Genomic DNA, 25,406 nt, shown 5'->3' on the forward strand with positions numbered 1-25,406 from the left:
AGAAAAAATATGGAATCTTATTTATATGCTAAAGAAATTGAGTTTAAAGTAACGAACCGTGATAAACCAATAATTTATGATACTACCCTTAATATTGACAAAGGTGAATTTGTAGTGTTACTTGGGGCCAATGGAAGCGGTAAATCTACCTTAGCTAAAATACTAGCCGGCTATCTTGCACCAACGAAAGGAGAAGTATTTTTAAATCAATTACCTATTGATAAAATCTTACCTATCCAAAAGGCTTTTATGGTTGTTACTTTAACCCAAAAAGCTGAAGATAGATTATTTACTGAATTAACTCTGGAAGAAAATATTCTTCTATGGGAAAGTAGGTTCCCAAAGAATGAGCGTTTTACAAGTAAAGAAGTAATTTCTAAAACCTATGCCCCTAAAAAATTTTTATCTCTTTTAAATCAACCGATAAATAATTTTTCTGGAGGAGAGAAACAAGCTATTTTATTAGCCCTTGCAATTAGTCATCCACCTCAAATTTTATTTCTGGATGAACATACAGCAAGTTTAGATCCGAAAGCTTCTAAAGAAATTATTGCGATAACAGCTAAAGTAATAGAAGAACATAACATCACTTCAGTAATGATAACTCATAATTTAGAGGATGCTGTAAATTATGGCAAAAGGATTATAGTATTGGATAATGGGCGAATAGTAATAGATAAAGTAAAATCTTTTAATTTTTACTTAAAAGAGTTAAAAGAAATTTTGAACTCTCTATAACAAAATTGATTTATTAGTAAGTATGGTTGTAGCTTTACTTTTGGAATATTCAAAAAAGCATACGCGTCAAGTTAAGGAAAAGTAGCTGATAAAAAGGGGCAAATGCTTTTAAGTAGAGTATCATCTCTTTGCATTTGATGGCGGTAAATAGGCACAATGTTGTTACTGGCAGGTGTAGCTAATTAAAAGTAGAAGCATCAATGTCAGTGAAGTTTAAAAAATACAAAAGTTAGAAAAATTATGCTTGCATTGGTTTTCTATCTACTATACATAATATTTCTATAAGCTGGGGAAAGCGTATTAAGTGAAGGTATTTTAAAACTTGAGCATGGTTATGGTAAGGCAGAAGTAAACAATCAAAAAAGCCAGAGAAGAGTAATAGTTTTAATGCGGTGGGCTAAGAATGGGGCTTTGTTATGGTGTTTGTCTATATAATATTTGGTGTACTTTTTATTGTTATCTTCTCTAATTTGTTAGACTCTTAATAAATGGAGTAGAATGTTAAAGGCTCCATAAGCTCAAATTAAGAAAAAATGACAGTGGGGCTAAGGTAAGTGATATTAGGTTAATAATTTAAGAGATTTTTTAGAGAAGTTATCTTGGCACTTATGGTTTTTGAGTATACGCTGGATTTAAAGAAGACTGAATATCTTCCACTTTCTCGAGCTGGGTATTGGGCTTTATAGCATTATACAGGGCAAAACCCATACAAACCAACCCAATAATCCCGCCAATTACCGCTATAACGTGTACTTTGGAATATTCAATCAGTAGATAAGATGCAACACAACTTACCAATAATACCGCACCAACAACACCAGCCAGGATTGCTTGTCTTTGCTGCGTTGTTTTTGTTGATGATTTCTCTTCCACAGCATCACATGGCTTTATTTCATTTGAAGGAAAGTCATTGGGTACATTGGACGTCTCTATTGGAGCATCTTGAGTCTTTTCGCTGGTTTCACATGTAGGCTGAGATATATTAATATTATCACTATTTTTATTGATATTTTTACATAGCTGAGTGTCAATTTCTGCAGCTTTATCAGCATTAGCGATCTCTTTTACCTCAACTTCTTCTGGAATATTAGAGTTCCTTGATTCCTCTATGACAGCTTCTTTTGCAGTAGTGGTATCTTTTCTATTTTTTAACTTTCTGGTAATACCTCTCCATATTTTCTTCGGTGTTCTCATGATGTTTTTCTCCTTGTTACTTTTATAAACGTTACATCGCTAATCCATAAAATTTTTCTACCTGCTCACTCCACAGCATCGGTATTTCCCTCAAGTCAGCTAACTTTAAACCCCTTCGCTGTCTCCCATTTACTATATCTTCTTTAATCTTTGGTGCTAAATAATTCAACCTTAAAACTTGCTGTATACGTCTTGTACCTATATTAATTTTGGCACTCAGTTCCTTCACACTTTCGTATTTTCCCTCTTCTAGTTGCCGTTTCCACAGATGGGCTCTTACCACTGCTTTCAGTAATGCATTGTTTGTTTTACCTTCTGGTTCTACTACCGTGCATTTATTTCCTTTCTTCTTTATTGGTATAAATTTTTCCTCTGATTCAGAACTCACCTCTATTCCATTCTCTCTCACCATTACTCCTTTTATTAACTTTTTCACTACTTCTTTCTGCTTTCTAAAACTTAAATTTTCCCATTTTTCTTCGGTCTTGTCTTTCCAATTTTCATATAGCTGCTCTGTTTTCCTCATTACTTCTTTTTCCACCTCTCCTGCTACTATAGTTCTGTTTATTGATTCACAACCTTTTCCCCTTAAATGGTTATTGCACACGTAATATCGATATCTCTTATTCTCTTTTTTTGCATACGTCAGCGTCATATTTATACCACAGCTCTTGCACTTAATTATTCCCCTAAGTAGCGCTTCCTCATATTTTGCTTTTCTATATGGTTGATTCTTTATCAATTCCTGTGCTTTTTGCCATTTTTCTTCCTCTATTATTGCTTCATGCTTTCCGTCATATTGTTTATCATAATGTCTTATCTTTCCTACATATATTGGATTTGTTATTATTCTTCTCACCGTCGCTTTTTTAAAGGTATCTGCTTTCGTTCTGTAACCTTGACTATTTAGCTCCCTTGCCAGTTCTGCCATTGATTTTAGCTCCAAATATCTTTCAAATATGTGCCTTACTATTTTTGCTTCTTTTTCATTTATTATTAATTCTTTATCTTTCACATCATACCCTAGCGGCAAAGTTCCACCCATCCACAATCCCTGCTCCTTTGATGTTGCTATTTTGTTTTTTACTCTCTCCACTATCATTTCTCTTTCTAGCTGTGCTCCTCCTGATAACACTGTTTGTACAAACTTTCCCATTGGCGTATTATTATCAAATATCTGCGTTACTGCTACAAAATTTACTCGATGTCTTCTAAAAAATGACGTTACTTCAATGCTGTCTTTTGTTTCTCTTGATAGCCTATCTAATGTATATACTACTACACAGTCAACTTCTCCTGTCTTTACATCTTCAAACAACTCCTTTATCGCTGGTCTTTCTAAGTTCTTTCCTGAATAGCCTCCATCATCGTACCTTTTCGCCAATGCTACCCAGCCTTCTCTGCTCTTTATGTACTTTTCACATGCTACTCGCTGGGCATCAAGACTGTTAAACTTTTGTTCTAGTCCGTCTTCATTTGATTTTCTCGTATATATCGCACATCTTACTTCTTTTAGCATTTTCAACTTCCATTTTTATCACGCATCCCAAATAATAAAGGTCCGTTGTAGCTCATTCCCATTATTTTTCCGGCTACTGCTGATAATGATGTGTAAAATTCTTCTCTGTAGATTAAACCCTTATCTGTTACCATTACCGCATGCGTTTCCTCACCTCTCTCTAGTATTAATTCTGTACCTTCTACTGGTAATTTATCGCTACTTATTCTTTTTCCCTTCTCTATCCGATCTGCCAGATACTCTAGTCTTTTTGTCCCCTTTCTTGACATTTCTCCATACGCTTTTGCCTGCATTCTATAAGCTAATCTTGGTATCAGATATTTCTTTGAGTATCTAGGCGCCTCTTCCCCATATACCTTCTTCCATATTTTTCTCAGCTCATCCAAAGGTTTTCTTCTAAATTCATTACTTTCTTTTCTATTTCTTTCTCCATATTTTTAGCCCTTCATAAATAGCTTTTCAATTCTGTCTGTTTCTTTCTTTAATACCTCGGTTATCTCTTTACTATTTTTCGCATAATCGATTGCTGTCATTCCGAACTTATCTTCTTGCTCTATTTCTGCTCCTGCTTCCACTAACTCTTTTACTATTTCTACTTTCCCCACCATACATGCAAGGTGCAATGGAGTGCATTTATTGCCATACTCTTCAGCATTTACATTCCCTCCTGATTTTATCAATTCTCTCACGGTTTCTAGACGTTTCTCCGTTACCGCTAGGTGCAGTGCTGTATATCCTTCTATATCTTTAGCATTCACATTCGCTCCTTTTTCGACTAATAACTCCACTGTTTTTACCTCTACTGCATAATGTAGAGCTGTTCTTCCATTCTTGTCTCTTGCATAAATATTTTTATATGAGTTCTCTAATAGCGATTTATTAAATGATTCTTTGTTACCAAGCTTTAACATAATCCACCTCACCTTTTCTTTAAAATCAAGTCCCCTTTTTAAGCCTTTCTTCCTACTACATTTTCTACCTCATCTATCATTGCATTCACTTGGCTGATTATCTTGCTTGCTAAATTTTGACATTCTTTCTTTATTAGCGATTTGTCTCTCTTCCTTATTTCTCCTATCTCTATTATTTTTAGCTCCGGCATGTAGCTTCCATTCAACATGTCTGCTATTTCTCCCACTAGCCCCTCTATTCCATAGCACGTCAGTTCTCTACTTTTTGTTATTCCTCCTTTTTCTCTCAAAAATTTACTCGCCTTTTCACTCTCTTTGCTATCACATAGACGATACTTTTCACTTTCCCAGATATAGTACATTGGTGTTGCACCGTACTTATTCAGTTGATTAACTTCAGCTCCGGCCTTTACCAGCTCTTTTATTATTTCAACTCCTGCTCCTCCTATTTTGCACGCAGAGTGCAGTGGCGTACATCCAGTGACATATTGAGTGGCATTTACTTCTGCTCCTTCTCTTAGCAGCACTTTTACATTTTCTAAACTTTTTGCAAATACTGCACAGTGCAGAGGTGTATAACCATTTTTATCTCTTGCATTAACATCTGCTCCTTTTTTTATTAATAACCTCACTGTTTTATAATCAGAGATTTCTACTGCTTGATGCAAGATCGTCTCTCCTTCTTCATTTCTTTTATTAATATCGTTACTTGATACTTCTTTAAAAAACTTACTCTTGCTAAAACTCATTTCATACCTCACAAAATTAGCTTTTCTAGCGCCAGACAAATTTCTTATATTTACCTGCTGCTATTCAAGTCATGTCCTTTTTAGCATGAGAAAGCAAGTCCTTTTCTTTTTATTTCATACACTTTTACCTATTATTAATATAATATATGAGAATCTAAATATAAGTATTTAACTTATTACACATATTACTTGACTATTTTTCCAATTTCTGTGCAAATGTCGATGTTCGTGCCACTTCAGTACTCCTGGGTAAAATACTAAAATGTGCTTTTCTAACTCGTGTATTGAGTCTTTTTGCTCTAAATCATTTTTATAGTAAACGTTGTGTTCTGCTAAACCATATTTTGTAATCTTCTGATCTGTATAGTTTTCTATTTTGTAGTGGTGAGTAACGCTAAACCTTTCTAAAATTGGCTTGTGTTTTAAACTCCAATGTTGCCCTGAAAGTTTATCGTTTCCCAATACAAATTTATTTCCTTCTTCTTCTATTCTACCAACCGGAAAACAGCTATTTATTTCTCCTAATTTCCAGCTATCTGACAGTACAATCTGCGCTTTTGCAAATTTAATCGATGGTAATAAACTCTGTGGTAATGGATATAGTGCTTTTAAGTTGTACCACAAATGATCTCTTTCATAGATGCCTTTATAATCCCTTGTGTGAGGCTCGGTTTCTCCAAGGATTGCTACATCTAGGCGATATATATCATTGCTTAAAGCTCGTTCATAATGATCGCGTAGATAGTTTTCTATAATCCTAATAACTGGACCACTAGACCTGAAAAAATTTACTCTTCCAAACGATAACACTGGTCCATCTTTTTCTATTTTTACCCCTGAATAATCAGAAAGAAGATCTCCAAATAAACTCTCATCCAATATAAATCTCTGCACATTATAATAATCGTTAAAAATCCTCATTAATCTGGATCTTACAGGCAGTGATAGTTTTGCCAGCTCTACTACTGCATCTACGAAGAAGTCATTTGGTACCTCTTTTATCCCTACTTGCAACTCAAAAAAGTGTTTACCGGGTGGCTCTTCAATAATTGTAATATCTTCTATATTTGCCCACTTTAGTGCTATTTTGAGTGATGCTGGGGTTCCACGTAGTCTTTGAAATTTTACTCCTTCTACTACGGCTTTTCTTCTATCTTTTACCCAACGCAGTATCTCTTCTAAACCATATTCTTCTATTATCCACGGCAATGTTTCTTCTTTAAGACTAAACTTAAATCCTCTGATACAGTTTGGATCTACTTTATAATCTATCGCATCTACCAATACTTTTTCTTGTTTTGTTGCGTTTAGTGGCAATAGCATTTTAAATTTCGCAAATTTGCACACTCATTCCCCAGAACCACAACATCCTCTCTTGGCTCGATTAATTCCACATTTTCTACACCCTCTACAAATAGATTTGCTATTATCCATGATCTTGTAACATTCCATCCTAGCCTTCTACTTGCTTCAAACTTCTTGATGAACTGCTTCTTGATTTCTTCCTCTGATATTATAGGACTTATGCTCATTCTACTGTGGATATCTATTTCCATAATATTGCAACCTATTACTGTTACTGTATCAGTTAAAACCCTTATATCATCTCTAGTAACCTGCTTTTTTACAATTTCTAGTAGCTCTTCTGACACTATGCCAGTTTGTGTTGATAAGATTGAAATTTGTACTTTCCCTGGTATAGGTGATTCTACTAGTGCATCTTTTACTCTACTATCTGCTGACAGTGCATGATATTTATAATATTCCTTACTTCCTCCTGTTGACCAACCTGCTATTTTTGCTTTTACCCTCTTTCTAAATCGTTCGTCCTCTTCTTCTTTTTCTCTCTCTACTCCATAAAATTCAGCTAAATTATCAAGATCTTCTCCTTTCGCAAATTTTAGTAAATTGCTCTTTACTTCTAAGAAACTTCCCCTATCAGCTCATCTTTTTTTATCAGGATATAACCAAATTCATTGGCTTTTTTACCCAGATTCTTTACTACTCTTTCCTTATATAACTTTTCATAATAATCCATTCCTTTTTCTACATATTCTTGTCCACATTTCAGCATTTGATAAAAAATACATGCTAATTTTCTTGCTGTAGCAGTTATTGCTTTTGGTGCTCCCAATCGATTTTTCAATCTTCTACAGTACGCACCTAATGCACTTTTACTGTGCAACATAGAATAACCAGCAAGTCGAAAAGCATTTGCAGCACGGTTAATTACTTTACGAGTTCCACTTCTAATCACTCTTTCTCCTGTAATCCTATTAAATGGACATAATCCCAACCAAGAAGTAAAATGTTTTTCTGATGGCCATTTATTAGCATTAAGACCAACTTCTGAGAGGATGGTCTGTATATTTGATGTATTAAGCCCTGGAACTTTGGTGAAATCCATGCCAGTTATTCGATACAATTCTTCGTGTGCAGCAAAGTTTGGTTTGTTTCCTGCAGACCTCTTTACTTTACTGCATTGCTTATTTTCATTTGATCTTGTTTCAAGTGTTTTATAATAGTTTTCCATACTTTTATCACATTCTTTTATTTGCTCTTGAAAAAAAGTATATGCTTCGTATTCTTGCTTTAATGTAAACAAATGCTCTTCTCTATAGTCACCTGTTAGTGCTTTTGCTATGGTTGATCTGTCATTTTTTATTCGTCTATCACTCAATTCAGCCAATCTATTAGAGTTTCTTTCACCCGCAATTATTGCTTTAATGATTCGCATACCAGTTACACCTGTAATATCACTAATAACCTTGTGTAATTGAATGTTCATTTGAATTAATGCTTTTTGCATACGTTGAGTGTGTACAGCTGCACTTTTTATCAGGTTGTCATGTTGTCTATTATAACCACGTAGTACACAAATTTGGTTATCAGGCCTAAATGATCCTTGAAGTAACCCATAGCTATGTAATTGCTGTAACCACTGGCAATCTTGAACGTCTGATTTTCTTCCAGGTACATTTTTTACATGTCGTGCATTTACCAGTTTAACTTCGAATCCATATGATTCAAGTATTTGAAACAAAGGAATCCAATATACTCCTGTTGATTCCATGGCTATCGTTCTAACTTCACACTTTTTCAACCACTTTGCTAGGTTATGAAGATCTACTGTAAAGCACCCAAATTTTTGAACGCGTTGTTTATCTCTCCCTTCTGGTACGCATGCATAATGTACAGATGAACCAATATCAATCCCTGCTGCATTAGGATTCACTACTTCTAATTTACTTTTTGCTTTTGCCATATAAAATCCCTTATATATACCTTATAATGAAGAAGTGCTTTAGCTTGGGGCGGTTATATTACACAATCTTCTAAACGAGGTAGCTAAGAAGCTCCATCAATGGTTTGACCGTCCCTTCCAAAATCATACTGATCCACGGGCATTTATTGCACCATTGCGAACTCGATTATAACTGCAGAAGCACTTCTTCATAAAATTATATCCAAAAATTACTGCAATGTGCATTAGGACGTTTCTTTCTGGTTTAACAGATTTTGTCTGTTCCGGTGCTGATTCATTTATTCTGATTCATTTATTCTTTGTCTTAGTAACAATTCCCTCCATGCTGCTACTTCTTCTAAGAAACTTCCCCTATCAGCTCATCTTTTTTTATCAGGATATAACCAAATTCATTGGCTTTTTTACCCAGATTCTTTACTACTCTTTCCTTATATAACTTTTCATAATAATCCATTCCTTTTTCTACATATTCTTGTCCACATTTCAGCATTTGATAAAAAATACATGCTAATTTTCTTGCTGTAGCAGTTATTGCTTTTGGTGCTCCCAATCGATTTTTCAATCTTCTACAGTACGCACCTAATGCACTGATTCATTTATTCTGATTCATTTATTCTTTGTCTTAGTAACAATTCCCTCCATGCTGCTACTTCTTCTAAGAAACTTCCCCTATCAGCTCATCTTTTTTTATCAGGATATAACCAAATTCATTGGCTTTTTTACCCAGATTCTTTACTACTCTTTCCTTATATAACTTTTCATAATAATCCATTCCTTTTTCTACATATTCTTGTCCACATTTCAGCATTTGATAAAAAATACATGCTAATTTTCTTGCTGTAGCAGTTATTGCTTTTGGTGCTCCCAATCGATTTTTCAATCTTCTACAGTACGCACCTAATGCACTTTTACTGTGCAACATAGAATAACCAGCAAGTCGAAAAGCATTTGCAGCACGGTTAATTACTTTACGAGTTCCACTTCTAATCACTCTTTCTCCTGTAATCCTATTAAATGGACATAATCCCAACCAAGAAGTAAAATGTTTTTCTGATGGCCATTTATTAGCATTAAGACCAACTTCTGAGAGGATGGTCTGTATATTTGATGTATTAAGCCCTGGAACTTTGGTGAAATCCATGCCAGTTATTCGATACAATTCTTCGTGTGCAGCAAAGTTTGGTTTGTTTCCTGCAGACCTCTTTACTTTACTGCATTGCTTATTTTCATTTGATCTTGTTTCAAGTGTTTTATAATAGTTTTCCATACTTTTATCACATTCTTTTATTTGCTCTTGAAAAAAAGTATATGCTTCGTATTCTTGCTTTAATATAAACAAATGCTCTTCTCTATAGTCACCTGTTAGTGCTTTTGCTATGGTTGATCTGTCATTTTTTATTCGTCTATCACTCAATTCAGCCAATCTATTAGAGTTTCTTTCACCCGCAATTATTGCTTTAATGATTCGCATACCAGTTACACCTGTAATATCACTAATAACCTTGTGTAATTGAATGTTCATTTGAATTAATGCTTTTTGCATACGTTGAGTGTGTACAGCTGCACTTTTTATCAGGTTGTCATGTTGTCTATTATAACCACGTAGTACACAAATTTGGTTATCAGGCCTAAATGATCCTTGAAGTAACCCATAGCTATGTAATTGCTGTAACCACTGGCAATCTTGAACGTCTGATTTTCTTCCAGGTACATTTTTTACATGTCGTGCATTTACCAGTTTAACTTCGAATCCATATGATTCAAGTATTTGAAACAAAGGAATCCAATATACTCCTGTTGATTCCATGGCTATCGTTCTAACTTCACACTTTTTCAACCACTTTGCTAGGTTATGAAGATCTACTGTAAAGCACCCAAATTTTTGAACGCGTTGTTTATCTCTCCCTTCTGGTACGCATGCATAATGTACAGATGAACCAATATCAATCCCTGCTGCATTAGGATTCACTACTTCTAATTTACTTTTTGCTTTTGCCATATAAAATCCCTTATATATACCTTATAATGAAGAAGTGCTTTAGCTTGGGGCGGTTATATTACACAATCTTCTAAACGAGGTAGCTAAGAAGCTCCATCAATGGTTTGACCGTCCCTTCCAAAATCATACTGATCCACGGGCATTTATTGCACCATTGCGAACTCGATTATAACTGCAGAAGCACTTCTTCATAAAATTATATCCAAAAATTACTGCAATGTGCATTAGGACGTTTCTTTCTGGTTTAACAGATTTTGTCTGTTCCGGTGCTGATTCATTTATTCTGATTCATTTATTCTTTGTCTTAGTAACAATTCCCTCCATGCTGCTACTTCTTCTAAGAAACTTCCCCTATCAGCTCATCTTTTTTTATCAGGATATAACCAAATTCATTGGCTTTTTTACCCAGATTCTTTACTACTCTTTCCTTATATAACTTTTCATAATAATCCATTCCTTTTTCTACATATTCTTGTCCACATTTCAGCATTTGATAAAAAATACATGCTAATTTTCTTGCTGTAGCAGTTATTGCTTTTGGTGCTCCCAATCGATTTTTCAATCTTCTACAGTACGCACCTAATGCACTTTTACTGTGCAACATAGAATAACCAGCAAGTCGAAAAGCATTTGCAGCACGGTTAATTACTTTACGAGTTCCACTTCTAATCACTCTTTCTCCTGTAATCCTATTAAATGGACATAATCCCAACCAAGAAGTAAAATGTTTTTCTGATGGCCATTTATTAGCATTAAGACCAACTTCTGAGAGGATGGTCTGTATATTTGATGTATTAAGCCCTGGAACTTTGGTGAAATCCATGCCAGTTATTCGATACAATTCTTCGTGTGCAGCAAAGTTTGGTTTGTTTCCTGCAGACCTCTTTACTTTACTGCATTGCTTATTTTCATTTGATCTTGTTTCAAGTGTTTTATAATAGTTTTCCATACTTTTATCACATTCTTTTATTTGCTCTTGAAAAAAAGTATATGCTTCGTATTCTTGCTTTAATGTAAACAAATGCTCTTCTCTATAGTCACCTGTTAGTGCTTTTGCTATGGTTGATCTGTCATTTTTTATTCGTCTATCACTCAATTCAGCCAATCTATTAGAGTTTCTTTCACCCGCAATTATTGCTTTAATGATTCGCATACCAGTTACACCTGTAATATCACTAATAACCTTGTGTAATTGAATGTTCATTTGAATTAATGCTTTTTGCATACGTTGAGTGTGTACAGCTGCACTTTTTATCAGGTTGTCATGTTGTCTATTATAACCACGTAGTACACAAATTTGGTTATCAGGCCTAAATGATCCTTGAAGTAACCCATAGCTATGTAATTGCTGTAACCACTGGCAATCTTGAACGTCTGATTTTCTTCCAGGTACATTTTTTACATGTCGTGCATTTACCAGTTTAACTTCGAATCCATATGATTCAAGTATTTGAAACAAAGGAATCCAATATACTCCTGTTGATTCCATGGCTATCGTTCTAACTTCACACTTTTTCAACCACTTTGCTAGGTTATGAAGATCTACTGTAAAGCACCCAAATTTTTGAACGCGTTGTTTATCTCTCCCTTCTGGTACGCATGCATAATGTACAGATGAACCAATATCAATCCCTGCTGCATTAGGATTCACTACTTCTAATTTACTTTTTGCTTTTGCCATATAAAATCCCTTATATATACCTTATAATGAAGAAGTGCTTTAGCTTGGGGCGGTTATATTACACAATCTTCTAAACGAGGTAGCTAAGAAGCTCCATCAATGGTTTGACCGTCCCTTCCAAAATCATACTGATCCACGGGCATTTATTGCACCATTGCGAACTCGATTATAACTGCAGAAGCACTTCTTCATAAAATTATATCCAAAAATTACTGCAATGTGCATTAGGACGTTTCTTTCTGGTTTAACAGATTTTGTCTGTTCCGGTGCTGATTCATTTATTCTGATTCATTTATTCTTTGTCTTAGTAACAATTCCCTCCATGCTGCTACTTCTAATACCTTCATCGCTGGGTCACTTTCTACTAACGCTGAAAAGGTTTCATCTCTACACACTAACTCCTCCTTCATTCTGGAAAAGATTTCCTCATAGCTTAGTTTTTCAATAATATTAGATGTCTGCATTTCTAAACAACTACTCCACTAATACCTATGAATTTGCCTTCTGAAAGATACATACCTTCAAGTACAAGAGTCATTTTTCCTTCTTTAGCTTCAGCAATCTTTACTTTTTCTAACTTAAATCTCTTCTCAAATTTCCCCAGTGCTTCTGCTGTTGCTGCATAGATTTCCAAAGTTGAATCTCTATTTATTGGCTTATCTACTAATTCAAATAATCGAGAACCATACTCTCTTCTCATAATACGTGATCCAATAGGAGTGGTTAAAATATCAGTAATTGATTGTTTTAAATGTTCTATTCCTTCCAATTCCTTTCCCGTGCTAGCATTCATGCCTCTCATTCTGCAAATACATTTTTGCTAACACCTATCACTTTAAAACTACACGATACCAAGTCTCCTGTTCTTGTTACTTCCATACCGTTCACAAATACGCTGTTTGACCCTTGCGTTAGTGTCTCCCCTATAGTCAAGATATCACCCCTACGACACACAGATCTACTATTTACAAATACGTCTTCACTTCCACTCATACAAACATGAACCGGTATTCCTGTACAATTATCCCCTACACAAACGATTGCTTTACCCATATGCTAGTTTAGATCTATTCTCCTTCCCTTAAGTTTTATTCTTTCTTTTGTCATTTCTATACTCAATTCTCCAGCTTTCAGTGTTATTTTATCTACTACTTCAATCTCTAAATGATGTTTATCTTTATCGTATGACAACTTTGTTCCATCTTGAAATGTTAAGCTACTCACCTCTTTTTTATTCTCTGATGCAGGGTATTTTTCCTGGTATATCCCTCCTAACACCACTCCTAACGATAATTCGCCAAGAGGAGAAAATACCACAACTTGTTCATTGATATCTGGCGGAGACCAATCTCTATCTTTTCCTGCTTTGCTCGTTATCCACGGTAAATAATCTGTTAAAAGTTCTCCTATTTTCACTCTTACTTTTGCTTTTTCATAATCTATTTCTTTTACAACTCCTATACGAACAATGTTGGCCAGTTTTCTCTGTAATTCCGAAATTGCAAAATTACTTTCTAACATTTATTTCACCGATTTCTATTTTGTGTGGGATAAATTTTCCTTCTTTCCAAATAGATCGCCCTACGTGTATTCTATGCACCCAATCCACCATCCACACTAAATACGCATCTAACTCCGGCCTAAATCCGTCAATTTCCGCAGAGATAAATTCTCCTGGCGAAACATTCTTCACGTTCCAAGTATTTTTATTTACTACTCTTGCAACCTCAGCAGCTAATGTTCTGACAATAATAGGGGCATTTTCTATTGTGCTATCAATCACAATTCGTGCTTCAAATCTTGCTTTCAGAGCTAATTCTTCAGTACCTGGATCTTTACCTGGTTTTAAACTTGCTAGTTCCACAAACACCGCTGGCGCTACTAATTCTTTTCTTATTGCTGGATAAATTTCACATGTCTGTATAGCCGGTATTTCTTCCTTTAACTTAGTACAAATTGCTTGATGTAAATCTTTCAAATTCATCCTTTATAGCTCAATTCACGTTCAAAAAATTTTGTAAATACTTCCTCAACCTCATAATTAACAAGATTTCCTATTATCCTTGAAGCCTCAGGTTCTAGTGGCAACTTAATTTCCTTTATTGGCAGGGCTGTTCTTCCTTCACGCTTAAAAATACCGCTATTTCCTTTTGGCATAACTGCTGCAAATCCTCCTATAAACTCATGCTTTCCTACTTTCGATCCTCTTCTTGTTTTTTGTATTTTACCAATTATCGATGCTCTAATGTCGTAGAGATTTGCTCTAATTAACACTTCTAATCTGCTTGTTTTTGCTTTAAAAATTCTTAATCTCTTTCTTATCAAACTTAATTTTATCTTCTTTTCCTCACTAATTTCTTTTGCTGTCTTCAATTTTAGCCATAGTGCTGTTCTGTTTAACGCTCTCACTATTGCTAATTCTATTTTTTTTCTTTTAGCATTTACACTTTCTATTACCTCATTACTATTAACTTCTATATGCACAGGTCTGGTAGAGACTTATGACCTTGAAATCAGCGATTTGGTCTCATAACCATAGTCTCCCCAAAAGAACCGTGCTTGCGGATTTCCCGCACACGGCTCCACAATACAGCGTTCACACTAGTGCTCCTGTGTATAAAGAAACATATACCTTTGGTTTTGGTAATGGATTTACTTTTAAATAGTGTATAAATTGTTCCCAATCGATACTTTTCTTTTGACTACGTCGGTTTATCCACTTAAATGCTAACTTTGTTGCCAGTCGATTGAATTGAATCAAACACCGATAATTTCCGCTAACTCCGAAGTAGCTATAGTGTCCTGTTAGTTTGGCTTTAAGTTTCTGCCACCAATCTTTGAGACAGATACGACTTCGTACCATCTTCAACCACTCTTTGATTTCTTTAATCTTTCTAGCTAGGCTTATTTTTGAAGTTTTCTGCTTCATCATAAGTTTACCATTACGACTTTTTCCACAATAATGTGTAAATCCTAGAAAGTTGAAGCTAGCCGTCCTACGTTTCTCTCTTTCTGCTTGATACCATTCTTTCTTACCAAACTTTACTATTTTTGTTTTATTTTCAGCTATTTCCAATCCAAATTTACTTAGTCTTTGTTTCAGTAATTCTAGAAATTCTTTTGCGTCTTCTTCCCTCTCGCAGCCAACTACAAAATCGTCGCAAAACCTTATTAGCTGTATATATCCTCTGGCTTTTGGCTTAAATTTCTTTTCAAACCATAAGTCCAGCACATAGTGTAAGTATATATTAGCTAATACAGGGCTTACTATACCACCTTGTGGTGTGCCTTGATCGGTTGCTTTGTAACATCCAACTTCGACTATTCCTGCCTTTAGAAATCGTTTTATTAACCACAATAAATTTGGGTCAGCTATTCGTTCCCTTAGACAATTCATTAGCCATTTATGTTGAACATTATCAAAGAACTTCTTGATATCCACTTCTACAATATAGTTAATTGGTTTGTGCATAACTGCTTTATCTAGAGCGTTTATCGCCTGATGACAATTTCTTCCTGGTCGAAATCCATACGAGCTGTCCATAAAGTTTGCTTCATAAATATTTTCTAATATCTTCTTTAGCATTACCTGTACCAACTTTTCTTCTGTTGATGGTATTCCGAGACCGCGTTTTTCCTTGCTTCCAATTTTGGGTATGTATACCCTTTTCACTGGTTGCGGTCGGTATTGCTTTCTCTTCATACTATCCACTAGCGTTCTAAGTTTCTCTTCTAGATTTTCTCCATAAGCTTCCACTGTCACACGATCTATACCGCAAGCCTTGTTGCGTTTTAGTTCCTTGTAACACTCTGCAAGATTCTCTTCATTAATCAAATGAACTAGCGATGTAAATTTTACTCGCTTATCTTGCTTAGCCCTTACTGCTATCTGGTTTAGTTTTCCTTGCATACTCCTCCAATCTCTGTTGTATTGGTATAGCAATCCCTATACCAGTCACTATATTGCTAACCGCTTCCCCTTGTATGTGGCTTTCCCACACTCCGAGTACTATCAGTTAGTCCGACTTCCTTTGCATCTTCCTCCAGTCCTTGCCTTTATTGACTTGTTCCAGAGTACCCTTACAGGAATACAAAGGATCTCCCAAGTTCACGTAAGGTCCATCTCAACACATGACGCGGCCTTCGATCCCGATGGGGTGAGTAATATCTTTCCTTAGCGTTATTACCCATGTTGCCTTCCACCAAATGTAAAGTGTCGGCCCCCATGACGCGTGAATTACGGGACTCAATACCTTCACTTTCGTTGCACCCTATGTTGTCCATTCCATTAGCTTTACTACGCTCGTTACCTTACGCAGCATAATGGTTTGTTCCAGGTTGCTGGCTAAGCTTTACCCGTGTTGGATTTTCACCAACTGTTCCTTACGCACTTCTTGGCGCACACATTTTACACCCCATACGCTTCGATTCGCCAGACCATTCCAGATTTATCTCTAAGTGGTGGTGTGTGTATTTTGTATTTGCAATCACCTATAACAAAAATATCTCCTACAATTGGCCTCAGTATATCAAAAATGCTTACCTCAAGAAAAAGCATCTCTCCCACAAATTGTCCTTCACCAATCTCGTATAATTTATCTGGCTGTTGCTTTAATACCTGTACCATATATGACTTATTCTTTGACTCATATAAAGCTAACTCCCCTAAATGGATAAGACAATCTTTAAATAATCGCTTAATACTCTCTTGCATTCTTCTATTTTATTCATTAAGTTTTCATCAGTACGCTATATGCTGATAGAATACTAACTGCCTTTTTGTTGCTCTATCAGTATTTTTATGTTGCAACGACCTTGACCAAAACGGCCGGGCGGTGGCACATTGGCAGAGGGTTCGACTGTGTATGCAAATCAGTCCCTCTATCAAATCTTCTTGGCTCTTGTTTTGCATAGAGTGGCTGTCCAAGAGTATTCACTGTTTCATTAAAATCTGCTGGTGCAAAATATGTTGTAAATGTGCTTGCTGTTCCTACTGGAAAACAGTGCCCTGTATCTTTCTCAATAAACCTTCTTACATTTCCCTCAGGATCAGTTGCTTGCCCTCTATATTCCTCAAATGTGATTCCGCAGAATGTAAATCCTGACCTCATATCATTCCTTAGCGCTGCTCCTTCTTGCCATCTCTCATATGCCTCTTTCACCTTACTATGGGAAGTTAATGCATCAAAAAACTCAGGGCTTACCAGTGCATGAATTCCCGTCATATATTCACCACTTAAGTTATCCTCAATATGTCGCAATACCTCCAAGCACTTACGCTTTACATCAGTTGTTGCTGTTCCAAGGGCAAAATTTACTACTTTTGGTGTTATTTCAAATTCGTTGTACAGATTTAATAATTCCGACCCATCAGCATCTAAAATTATTCCCTTCAGCGCTCCCATACGCAAATGCTCCAACGTTATTGCATGTTTATTTCTCATTAGCTGCAAATGGTCAGTTATTACATCTGCCAGCGCTTTCAGTTCACTTTCTGACCCAAATGCTCTTATTCCCTGTACTTCCTCTGGTAACACTACATCATCGTGAGGAATATGTGGAATCGTAAATGTTCTTACTTTTCTTTTTCCTCTTTTTCCTACTGTTGCTGGTGCTCCTGGTATTTGTGTTGGTAATAAACTTAATACTCCGTTGTGTTCTTCTATGGTAATATGTCTAAATCTTACTGATCTACTTGGAAACAAATTTAAATTTTCAATTCGTCCATAATTTATCGGCAATATATTTATCGCATTTGTTAGTGCCGTCATGCTAAATGCTGTGTTTGTAAATGGATTTTGCATTTTTTATTTTCCCCCTTTGTGTTTTTTATTGTTTAATATAGCCTTAGACTGCTTTACGGATAATGATCCCTCGTCCTTCAAGTTGCTTTATTGCTGCATTTTTTTGCTCTTCAGTGATATTTGCTGGCCACACCACTGCATGATCTGCTAGTATTGCACCACGAGTAATAATTACTCCTTTCATATCAGAATCTTTGCTATGTATATCGGTTGTAATTACTCCTACTGCTGTTTGTGTGCCGTCTGTTCCAGTGGGGTTCAGCACTCTAATAAAACCATCATCTGTCTTCTTGGCAACTACTGTACCAAGTTTAATATTTTGATCTTTCGCTACAGTTATTTGGTCTCTTGAATATAGACTTGATGCTTCATACTTTAATAAGTCACCTAGATTATTTTGTTCGCTTATACAACTCATAAATTTCTCTCCTTAACTTCTTACCGCCGCTTTTATCAATGCTATATACGGTGGTTATAAAAATACTTTAACTCCTACGACTTCTTGCTACCTGTATCATTAAATCTTCTCCTGAATTCTGTGGTATTGCACTCAGTATTTCTGTCTTCTTCGTTCGCTCTGCTAGCAGTTCCATTAAAACTTCCCTGGCTTGTTCAACACTTACGCTTTGCTCAATAAATTCTCCTATCTTTTCTGGCATCTTTGACATATTACATAATCTTATTATCTCTAAAATTTCTCTACGACAGTTTTCGTAGCCTTCATCAGTTAACTCATTAGTTGTCATACTAACACTCCTATGATTATTGATAAATTCAAAAAATGTTGTAACTCCATCTGCAACACCTATTTCTACTGCTCTCTCGCCAAAATATAGCCCTGCCTCCGTTGATCGAATCTTTTCAATTGAAAGACCTCTGTTCCTCGCTATTAGCTGCACAAACATTTCATATAGTCGGTCTACTTCTTTTTGTAAGCTTTCCAGACTTTCAGACGTTATTGGCTCATGTGGGTTTAAATCATTTTTTCTACTTCCTGCAAATACTGTGGTATATTTTATTCCACATTTTTCATCAAACCTACTTTGATCTATATGACTTGCTATTACTCCAATACTGCCCACACCAGAAGTTCTGCTCACAAATACCTTCTCAGTGCTAGAGGCTATAGCGTACGCAGCAGAATATGCATCATCATTTGCTATTGCAATAATTCTCTTTTTTGTTCTTGATTCATAAATAAAATCAGCTAAGTCAAATACTCCATTTACCTCTCCTCCTGGACTATCTATATCAAGCAGAATAGTTTCTATATCTTTGTTTGATAATGCTTCTTCTATTTCTTCTTGAATTTTCTCATATGATGTCATTCCCAGAAAATCGTCAAAAGCTCCTGGTTTTTTGGTCAAAATTCCATGTATTGCTATTACTGCTGTTTTTTCTATATTCTGATTTACTGCATGTTTTATATTTTTAAAGATAGGTTGTTTTCCGTTATATAGTGACAACAGGTCAAAGCTTTTTTGCTCTATCATCATCGGCCTACATAGCCAGTTGGTTTGTAAAATTTCCATAAAGTAAACGAGATTTATTTTGTTTGTGTCCTGACATCAGAATCAAAGAAAAGGTTGAGAGAATCAGCACGCTTTTGATCTTCTGCTATTTCTTGATCAATTTCTTCTACATCGTAACCCATTTCTGATACTACTTCCGATCGACTCTTAAATCCATTCCTTACTGCCATTTGCTGTGCTTGCTGGTCTTTCAGTGGATCTACCCAATCAAATCCCTGTGGTATCCATTTTACATCTTTAAATATTTGATTATCTGTTGTAGAAAGCTCTCCAGATAAAGTGGCAAGTTCTAGCCATCTACTCCATACTGGTCTGCAAAATTGGAATACTATAATGTTATGTTGCAGCATAGCGCATCGACGACGAAACTCTATTAATCCTGCTCTGATTGATGAGTAATTAACACCTGTTAAATCTCCTGTTAGCTGTTCATATGTTATCCCTGTACCAATCGCTATTGCCCTGAGTTGCTGTCTCATGAATGCTTCATAACTTCCTCCAACATCAGATGGCTCTGAAAATTTTATGTCTTCTCCTGGGTCTAAAAGCTGCATTGTTCCTGGCTCTAAACCGGATAGTGCTACTCCTTGCTCATTACTTTCACCTTCCCCCATGATATTTGCTTCAGGATCAAGTCTCGTAATAAACCCTGCAAACATCGCTGCTGTCTTTTTTCTCACTAATTCTGCATCATCGTATTGATCAAGTTCATAAAGCTTCAGCAGTATATTAGAAAGCCAAGGTTCCCCTCTAATTTGTCCAGGTCTTAAAGGTTTGTAGATATGTAAAACATCATTTGCCGGTACTCTAAATGATTCTCCAAATGAACCTTCACCTGGATGCTCTCTAAATAAGTAATATGCCTCTCTTTGCCCAAGCTTGTTAAACTCAATCCCGTTTCTTATTACATTACCATTTGCTAAAGTTTGATTTGTTTTATTGTCTAAATGTTCAGACTCAAGTACTTGCAGTTGTAGTGGTACAGAAAATCTATCTTCCAGCTTTCTCGTTCTTAAACGTATAAAACATTCTCCTCCCTCTATCATACTTCTGCATACTAGAGCTTGTAATCCATAAAAATCACTTACTCCGTTACTGTCTGCTTCATCTGTCCATTTTAGCCATAATTCTTGCACCTTCTTTCGAAATTCTCCATCTCTTGCTTTTGATTGCGGTTTTATTCCTGTTCCAATAGAGTTACTTACTATTGTATCAATGATATTTGCTGCATATGGATTTTTTCTCACCATATCACGTGATCTACTACGTAAAGTTTCAAGGCTTTGAGACAGCAAATTGTTTATACTTCCTGACTCTGGTTGAAAGTGAAAAAATCTTCTTCCTGAACCTGCTGCATCCCACGCTGAGCTTTTTATCTTTGGTTTGTTAAATAATTGCTTGAACGATTTTAATAGCATTACTTTTCCTGATCTGAAACTTTAGATAACTCAGCTTCTAATTCCTCTATTGTTGGCAAAGCTGTTTTTATATTCTCTGGTAGATTTTCAGTAATTTTATATTCTGCCAACCCTATCGGTTTATTTATGTCTTTAAGTGTATACTTAGCTAGTACATTATCCTTTGACTTGCATAAATTAATCCTATAGATGGTTGATCTGTCTCATGCTTTAGTAAATCATCAACGGCTGAAAGATAAAAATTCATTTTACCTGCATATTCTGGCTTGAAATCTTTGTCTTTTAGCTCAATTACTACAAAGCAACGTAACTTTAAATGGTAAAACAATAAATCAATATAGAAGTCTTTATTTCCAACATCTAAGTGAAACTGCCTACCAACAAATGCAAATCCTTCACCAAGCTCTAGCAAAAACTTCTCCATGTGCCCTACAAGCCCTTTTTCTACTTCTCTTTCATGAGCATCCTTTCCTATACTTAAAAAATCAAAAATATATGGATCCTTTAATGTGTAATGCGCTAAATCTGATTGAGGCGAAGGCAGCTTCTCTTTAAAATTAGTGATAGCCTTTCCCTGACGCTTATGCAACCCAAGTTCAATCTGCATTACCATAATGTTTCTTGACCAGCCATGTTCAATTGCTTCTTTTATATAAAACAACCTTGTTTCTCGACTCTCTATCTTTTCTAAAAGAGTAACATTATGGTACCAAGTTAATTGTGCAAGAGGCTCCTGCACAAATTCAATATCAGAATACTCCTCAGCAAACTTACGCATATACTTCAAATTTCTAGGACTAAAACCTTTCATTTCTGGAAACTCAGCCTTTAAGTCTCTACTTAACTGCTCAATTACTTTGGCTCCCCAGCCATATTCTTTTTGACGCTTTAAGATCTCTGCACCAATATAGTGGTAAAGCATAATAAGCTTGCTATTTACTGCTAGTGCTGCTTTATAACGACTAGTAGCAATCTGTTCTTTCAACTGCTCTAAAAATTCTGTATATTCTTTTGCTATAATTTTTGTCATACGATTCCTTTCAACGATTTTCATCATTATATGATCCCCTTGCTCGTTGAAAAAACAATTTTCCTCTTTGGCCTCATGCCTGCAACTTTTAACCCCGCTTTTATTCGTTGCCTGAGCTCCAATAAATCCTTTATTTGAACTTCCCCGTACCGCACAACATGTTCACCATATGCAATTGAGACAACTCTTTCTCCGCTTTGCAGTTTTTGAATTGCTTTCTCAACTTGAGTTAAATATTCTTCACTGTACATTTTGATTACCAAGCCACTTACTCTGTCTTACTTTTTTAGGCTTTTTGCTTTCCATTTTTCCACTCAAACCATTCCATTTACTCTCTGGCCAACGATCGATTCCAAGCGCAATAGATGCTGCTCTTGCGTAAATTCGGCAATCTAATACTTCATTTCTTTCTCTTACCTTTTGCCACTCTTGTTTAGTGTATCCTTTTACTACCTTGCTGACTAATTGCTCTGCCGTTAGCTGCTTAAAATATTCAGGTGCATATTCGGGAAAATGACAATATCCTGCTGGAGCTTCTTCACCTTCTTTTAAAACATTAAGTAATTGAAAAAGCTCTGACTTTAATATCGATACTCCTACTGGCCAGAGCTTTATACCTCTTTTCAGCTTTTGACCACCAACTGTTATATCTACTCTACTTGGGCTGCTAAGTGGTACTAAGGCTTTATTTACACCTTTCACTGCCATTACTTTCCCAAAGCACTGATGACCTCTTACCCAATTGTATACTTCCTGTGTTGCATATCCTGCATCAACTGCCATCATACTTATCATATATTCAAGCCCATTTTCACCGATAAAATGATGATTGAGGAGCTCCGAAAGCTTTTTCCATACTTCTCCACCTCCTGTATCTCCTTCAAATACTCGGTAGTCTATTGACCAATTTTCACGACTTTTTCCCCATGCTACAACTTCTACTTCTAAACGATCTTTTTGGACATCTACTCCTGCAGTAAGTACCACTTCTCTCCTTGGTACTGTGCCAATCTGAAAAAATTCTCTTCGGTTAAATAATTGCTTCCAGTCTGGTACTTCTCCTTTATCTACCCAAGTTTCTCCAAGTGTGGTATTTATCCAAACTTTCAGTAATTGTTCACTTTCTTTTGCATGCAGAAAATCTTCTACTGCTTGTTGCCAACTATACCAGCCTACTGGACTATAAAGACTTGAAAGATGAAATCCTTTTTTCTCACCTTTTACTCTATTAGTAGGCCTCCATTCTCCACGTTCAAGCATCTCTGTCTTTTGATGATTTTCTATCTTTTTACCACATTCTATACATATATAGTGTGCTGTATTTGGATTTTTATCTTCCCATTTTATTTGTGACCATTTTAATATTTGGTAATAATTACAATAAGGACATGGAACAAAAAAATATCTCTTATCTGTTGCTTCAAATTCCTTCTCAATTCTACTTATTCCATGAATCGTTGGTGTTGATACTAAAAAAATCTTTCGCCGTGCAAAAGTGTTAGTTCGAGCAATACTAAGCAGTACTGGATCTCCTTCTCCTCCTGAATCTCCTGGATACGCATCAATCTCATCAAGAAAGAGATACTTTACTGGCATAGATCGGAGGCCTACACTGCTGTTTGCTCCAGTTATTACTACTATTCCACCTGGAAATTCCTTACTTTGTACAGTATTGCCTGAGTCTCTTGATCTTGGGTCTTTTACTTTACTCTTTAAACATGGTGTACTCTCTATTAATGGTGCAAATCTTCCCTTCGACCAACGCTTTCGCATTTCAACTGTTGGCTGTACTACCAGCATTGGACCTGGTATCTGGTCTATGATATAGCCAATCCAATTGTTGCCAGCTTCTGTTCCTCCAATCTGCGCTCCTTTCATGAATACTACTTTTTCTGCTGGTGAGGACGGAGAAAGTGAATCCATAATTTCTTTTAAATAAGGAGTTCTTTCTGTTCTCCATTTACCTGGCTCTGATGCTGCAGTTGGCGCTAAAACTCGATACTCATTCGCCCACTCTGATACTTTAAGCTCTGGATCTGGTTTTAAACCTTCAGAAAAAGATGTGGCGTATATCATTATCTGCATCTACTCATAACTGGTTCTATCTCAACATCATTAACAGTAGAACTACACTCTTCCAATTCCATAAACATCTTTTTCTGAAATTCGTTTTCTATATATCTTTTGCTCATCTCACTTATCATTATTGCTATAACAAGCGCAAATATCCCTGTTATTGTTGCAAAAATGATTGCACTGCTTATTGTTGCTGCTGTTAAACCTATATATGCTGCCATTGCTACTGCGCTAACTGTAATACAGATGCAGATAATATTATTATGTTTTTTCATCCTTTTATCTGCTATTTCTCTCTGTGCTATATATTTATTATGAAGGGTTGGAAAATTAACAACGGTATCTCTGCAGAGTAACGCTCCATTTTTTTCATTAAATAAAACTTTAAGTAATTCTAAATTATTTGACTTGATTGCTAAATGCAAAACAGGTTTATAATTTGCTCCTTTTTTCAGCAATAACTTTACTACATGTAAATGCCCTTTTTCTGCAGCAAGGTAAACCGGCGGTAGATTTTTATTATTTGAAATATCAATATCAATTTCTTCCTTTAAGATTGCATCTACAAGCTCAATTTCTCCTCTTTGTGCAGCTAAATGGAGTAGACTATTCTTTTCAGAACCGTATTTATTACTCATCAAAGCCTTCTTTATCTCAGGTTTAGCGTAATCAAATGGTGTCTTACCGCTATCGTCTTTTACCAATGGATCTATATCTTCTCGCGTTAGTAAAACTTCTATTGTTTTAAGTCTTTCAGCGTAATGTAGTGGTGTTTTATTTTCGTAGTCTTGTAAATTAACTTGAGCATTAGGCTCCTTTATTAAGCATTTGAGGATATCCAAACATAAATCTCTTTCATCATAATTAGTATTACTTACAGCTATATGCACAGGTGACAATTTCATTGAGTTTTGTCCCATGCGTGCACTATTTACATCCGCTCCTAGCTTTAGCAGTAACTTTACTATCTCCAACTTTTTATTATTAACTGCATAGTGCATTGGTGTCTGATTTCGTACATCAAAGACATCTATTTCAGCGTTTCCTTCTCTTATCAAAATCTTTACAACTTCTGCATGTCCTATGCCTGCTGCTAGATGTAATGGCGTATGATGCTGAGCATTTCGTACATTAACGTCAACACCTTTTCCTATCAAATATCTAACTGCATTAACTTCACCTATCATTGCAGCTAAATGAAGTAAACTATCTTGCTCTGATCCATATTTATTGTTGATTAGCGCTTGTAATATTTCTGCTTTTTTCCCTTCTTTGGCGTAATCAAGAGATGTTTTACCATCATTATCTTCTATAAAAGGATTAATGTTCTTTTTCGTGAGTAACAGATCTACCATACTTAATTCATCAAACTCTATAGCGCAATGTAGTGGGGTTTTTCCGTTTAATCCTCTAATATTTACATCTAATCCAGGTTGATTAATGAGACACTTTATTAACTCTAAACTTAAGTTATCAGCCATTTTATATTC

The 25,406-nt window shown here is 35.7% G+C and carries 23 protein-coding genes and 5 pseudogenes; 1 reads left to right on the forward strand and 27 read right to left on the reverse strand.

Annotation, left to right across the window (positions count from 1 at the left end; genetic code table 11):
- Window positions 1–9 precede the first annotated feature (9 nt).
- Entirely contained in the window at window positions 10–738 is a 729-nt protein-coding gene (locus OM967_RS07855) for an ATP-binding cassette domain-containing protein (protein WP_208571703.1), read from the forward strand.
- Window positions 739–1,344: 606 nt separating this feature from the next.
- Here OM967_RS07855 and OM967_RS07860 read toward each other — a convergent pair.
- The 27 genes and pseudogenes from OM967_RS07860 to OM967_RS07990 all read right to left on the reverse strand — a co-directional run bounded on the left by OM967_RS07860 (window position 1,345) and on the right by OM967_RS07990 (window position 25,397).
- Window positions 1,345–1,932: a hypothetical protein gene (locus OM967_RS07860; RefSeq protein WP_264337874.1), complete on the reverse strand. Its 588-nt coding sequence runs from the start codon at window positions 1,930–1,932 to the stop codon at window positions 1,345–1,347.
- 31 nt (window positions 1,933–1,963) lie between these two features.
- Window positions 1,964–3,451, reverse strand: coding sequence for a recombinase family protein (locus OM967_RS07865; protein WP_264337577.1), 1,488 nt, complete (start codon window positions 3,449–3,451; stop codon window positions 1,964–1,966).
- A gap of 2 nt (window positions 3,452–3,453) precedes the next feature.
- A pseudogene (locus OM967_RS07870) lies at window positions 3,454–3,884 on the reverse strand (DUF2924 domain-containing protein).
- Between the two features lie 4 nt (window positions 3,885–3,888).
- On the reverse strand, window positions 3,889–4,362 hold the full coding sequence (locus OM967_RS07875; RefSeq protein ID WP_264337575.1) for an ankyrin repeat domain-containing protein: 474 nt from the start codon (window positions 4,360–4,362) through the stop codon (window positions 3,889–3,891).
- Between the two features lie 38 nt (window positions 4,363–4,400).
- Entirely contained in the window at window positions 4,401–5,111 is a 711-nt protein-coding gene (locus tag OM967_RS07880) for an ankyrin repeat domain-containing protein (RefSeq protein ID WP_264337574.1), read from the reverse strand.
- Window positions 5,112–5,279: 168 nt separating this feature from the next.
- Complete coding sequence (locus OM967_RS07885) at window positions 5,280–6,434, reverse strand: phage tail protein (protein WP_264337573.1); 1,155 nt, start codon at window positions 6,432–6,434, stop codon at window positions 5,280–5,282.
- Window positions 6,419–7,030 (reverse strand): annotated as a pseudogene (locus OM967_RS07890) (baseplate J/gp47 family protein); the annotation flags it as partial. The pseudogene OM967_RS07890 and the gene OM967_RS07885, both read right to left, overlap by 16 nt.
- Before the next feature lie 2 nt (window positions 7,031–7,032).
- A complete protein-coding gene (locus OM967_RS07895) occupies window positions 7,033–8,376 on the reverse strand; it encodes an IS110 family RNA-guided transposase (protein WP_262986668.1) in 1,344 nt (447 codons plus the stop codon).
- Between the two features lie 337 nt (window positions 8,377–8,713).
- Window positions 8,714–8,965 (reverse strand): annotated as a pseudogene (locus OM967_RS07900) (IS110 family transposase); the annotation flags it as partial.
- A gap of 66 nt (window positions 8,966–9,031) precedes the next feature.
- Window positions 9,032–10,375 (reverse strand): IS110 family RNA-guided transposase, encoded by a 1,344-nt coding sequence (locus OM967_RS07905; RefSeq protein WP_264337877.1) that lies wholly within the window; start codon window positions 10,373–10,375, stop codon window positions 9,032–9,034.
- 337 nt (window positions 10,376–10,712) lie between these two features.
- Window positions 10,713–12,056, reverse strand: coding sequence for an IS110 family RNA-guided transposase (locus OM967_RS07910; protein WP_262986668.1), 1,344 nt, complete (start codon window positions 12,054–12,056; stop codon window positions 10,713–10,715).
- A gap of 284 nt (window positions 12,057–12,340) precedes the next feature.
- Window positions 12,341–12,520 (reverse strand): annotated as a pseudogene (locus tag OM967_RS07915) (baseplate assembly protein); the annotation flags it as partial.
- A 2-nt stretch (window positions 12,521–12,522) separates the two neighbouring features.
- Window positions 12,523–12,858, reverse strand: a complete 336-nt coding sequence (locus OM967_RS07920) for a GPW/gp25 family protein (RefSeq protein WP_264337572.1) — start codon at window positions 12,856–12,858, stop codon at window positions 12,523–12,525.
- Complete coding sequence (locus tag OM967_RS07925; RefSeq protein ID WP_264337563.1) at window positions 12,855–13,109, reverse strand: PAAR domain-containing protein; 255 nt, start codon at window positions 13,107–13,109, stop codon at window positions 12,855–12,857. The genes OM967_RS07920 and OM967_RS07925 overlap by 4 nt, the downstream gene beginning before the upstream one ends.
- A 3-nt stretch (window positions 13,110–13,112) precedes the next feature.
- Entirely contained in the window at window positions 13,113–13,577 is a 465-nt protein-coding gene (locus tag OM967_RS07930) for a phage baseplate assembly protein V (protein ID WP_264337878.1), read from the reverse strand.
- On the reverse strand, window positions 13,564–14,040 hold the full coding sequence (locus tag OM967_RS07935; RefSeq protein ID WP_264337571.1) for a hypothetical protein: 477 nt from the start codon (window positions 14,038–14,040) through the stop codon (window positions 13,564–13,566). The genes OM967_RS07930 and OM967_RS07935 overlap by 14 nt, the downstream gene beginning before the upstream one ends.
- Complete coding sequence (locus OM967_RS07940; RefSeq protein ID WP_405197049.1) at window positions 14,037–14,540, reverse strand: phage tail protein; 504 nt, start codon at window positions 14,538–14,540, stop codon at window positions 14,037–14,039. Before OM967_RS07940 ends, OM967_RS07935 begins: the two co-directional genes overlap by 4 nt.
- A gap of 112 nt (window positions 14,541–14,652) precedes the next feature.
- Complete coding sequence (gene ltrA / locus OM967_RS07945; RefSeq protein ID WP_264337348.1) at window positions 14,653–15,966, reverse strand: group II intron reverse transcriptase/maturase; 1,314 nt, start codon at window positions 15,964–15,966, stop codon at window positions 14,653–14,655.
- A gap of 498 nt (window positions 15,967–16,464) precedes the next feature.
- Window positions 16,465–16,770: a head-tail joining protein gene (locus OM967_RS07950; protein WP_143688821.1), complete on the reverse strand. Its 306-nt coding sequence runs from the start codon at window positions 16,768–16,770 to the stop codon at window positions 16,465–16,467.
- Between the two features lie 85 nt (window positions 16,771–16,855).
- Window positions 16,856–17,860: a major capsid protein gene (locus OM967_RS07955; RefSeq protein ID WP_264337560.1), complete on the reverse strand. Its 1,005-nt coding sequence runs from the start codon at window positions 17,858–17,860 to the stop codon at window positions 16,856–16,858.
- 43 nt (window positions 17,861–17,903) lie between these two features.
- On the reverse strand, window positions 17,904–18,278 hold the full coding sequence (locus tag OM967_RS07960; RefSeq protein ID WP_264337559.1) for a head decoration protein: 375 nt from the start codon (window positions 18,276–18,278) through the stop codon (window positions 17,904–17,906).
- A 67-nt stretch (window positions 18,279–18,345) separates the two neighbouring features.
- Entirely contained in the window at window positions 18,346–19,392 is a 1,047-nt protein-coding gene (locus OM967_RS07965) for a S49 family peptidase (RefSeq protein WP_264337558.1), read from the reverse strand.
- A 14-nt stretch (window positions 19,393–19,406) separates the two neighbouring features.
- Window positions 19,407–20,810, reverse strand: coding sequence for a phage portal protein (locus tag OM967_RS07970; RefSeq protein ID WP_264337557.1), 1,404 nt, complete (start codon window positions 20,808–20,810; stop codon window positions 19,407–19,409).
- A pseudogene (locus OM967_RS07975) lies at window positions 20,810–21,840 on the reverse strand (PDDEXK nuclease domain-containing protein). The gene OM967_RS07970 and the pseudogene OM967_RS07975 overlap by 1 nt, the downstream one beginning before the upstream one ends.
- 26 nt (window positions 21,841–21,866) lie before the next feature.
- Complete coding sequence (locus OM967_RS07980) at window positions 21,867–22,091, reverse strand: gpW family head-tail joining protein (RefSeq protein WP_264337556.1); 225 nt, start codon at window positions 22,089–22,091, stop codon at window positions 21,867–21,869.
- On the reverse strand, window positions 22,081–23,916 hold the full coding sequence (locus OM967_RS07985; protein WP_264337555.1) for a phage terminase large subunit family protein: 1,836 nt from the start codon (window positions 23,914–23,916) through the stop codon (window positions 22,081–22,083). Before OM967_RS07985 ends, OM967_RS07980 begins: the two co-directional genes overlap by 11 nt.
- Entirely contained in the window at window positions 23,916–25,397 is a 1,482-nt protein-coding gene (locus OM967_RS07990; protein ID WP_264337880.1) for an ankyrin repeat domain-containing protein, read from the reverse strand. Before OM967_RS07990 ends, OM967_RS07985 begins: the two co-directional genes overlap by 1 nt.
- Between the last annotated feature and the right edge of the window lie 9 nt (window positions 25,398–25,406).

Source organism: Wolbachia endosymbiont (group B) of Dolichovespula media (genome assembly GCF_947179505.1).
GTDB lineage: Bacteria > Pseudomonadota > Alphaproteobacteria > Rickettsiales > Anaplasmataceae > Wolbachia.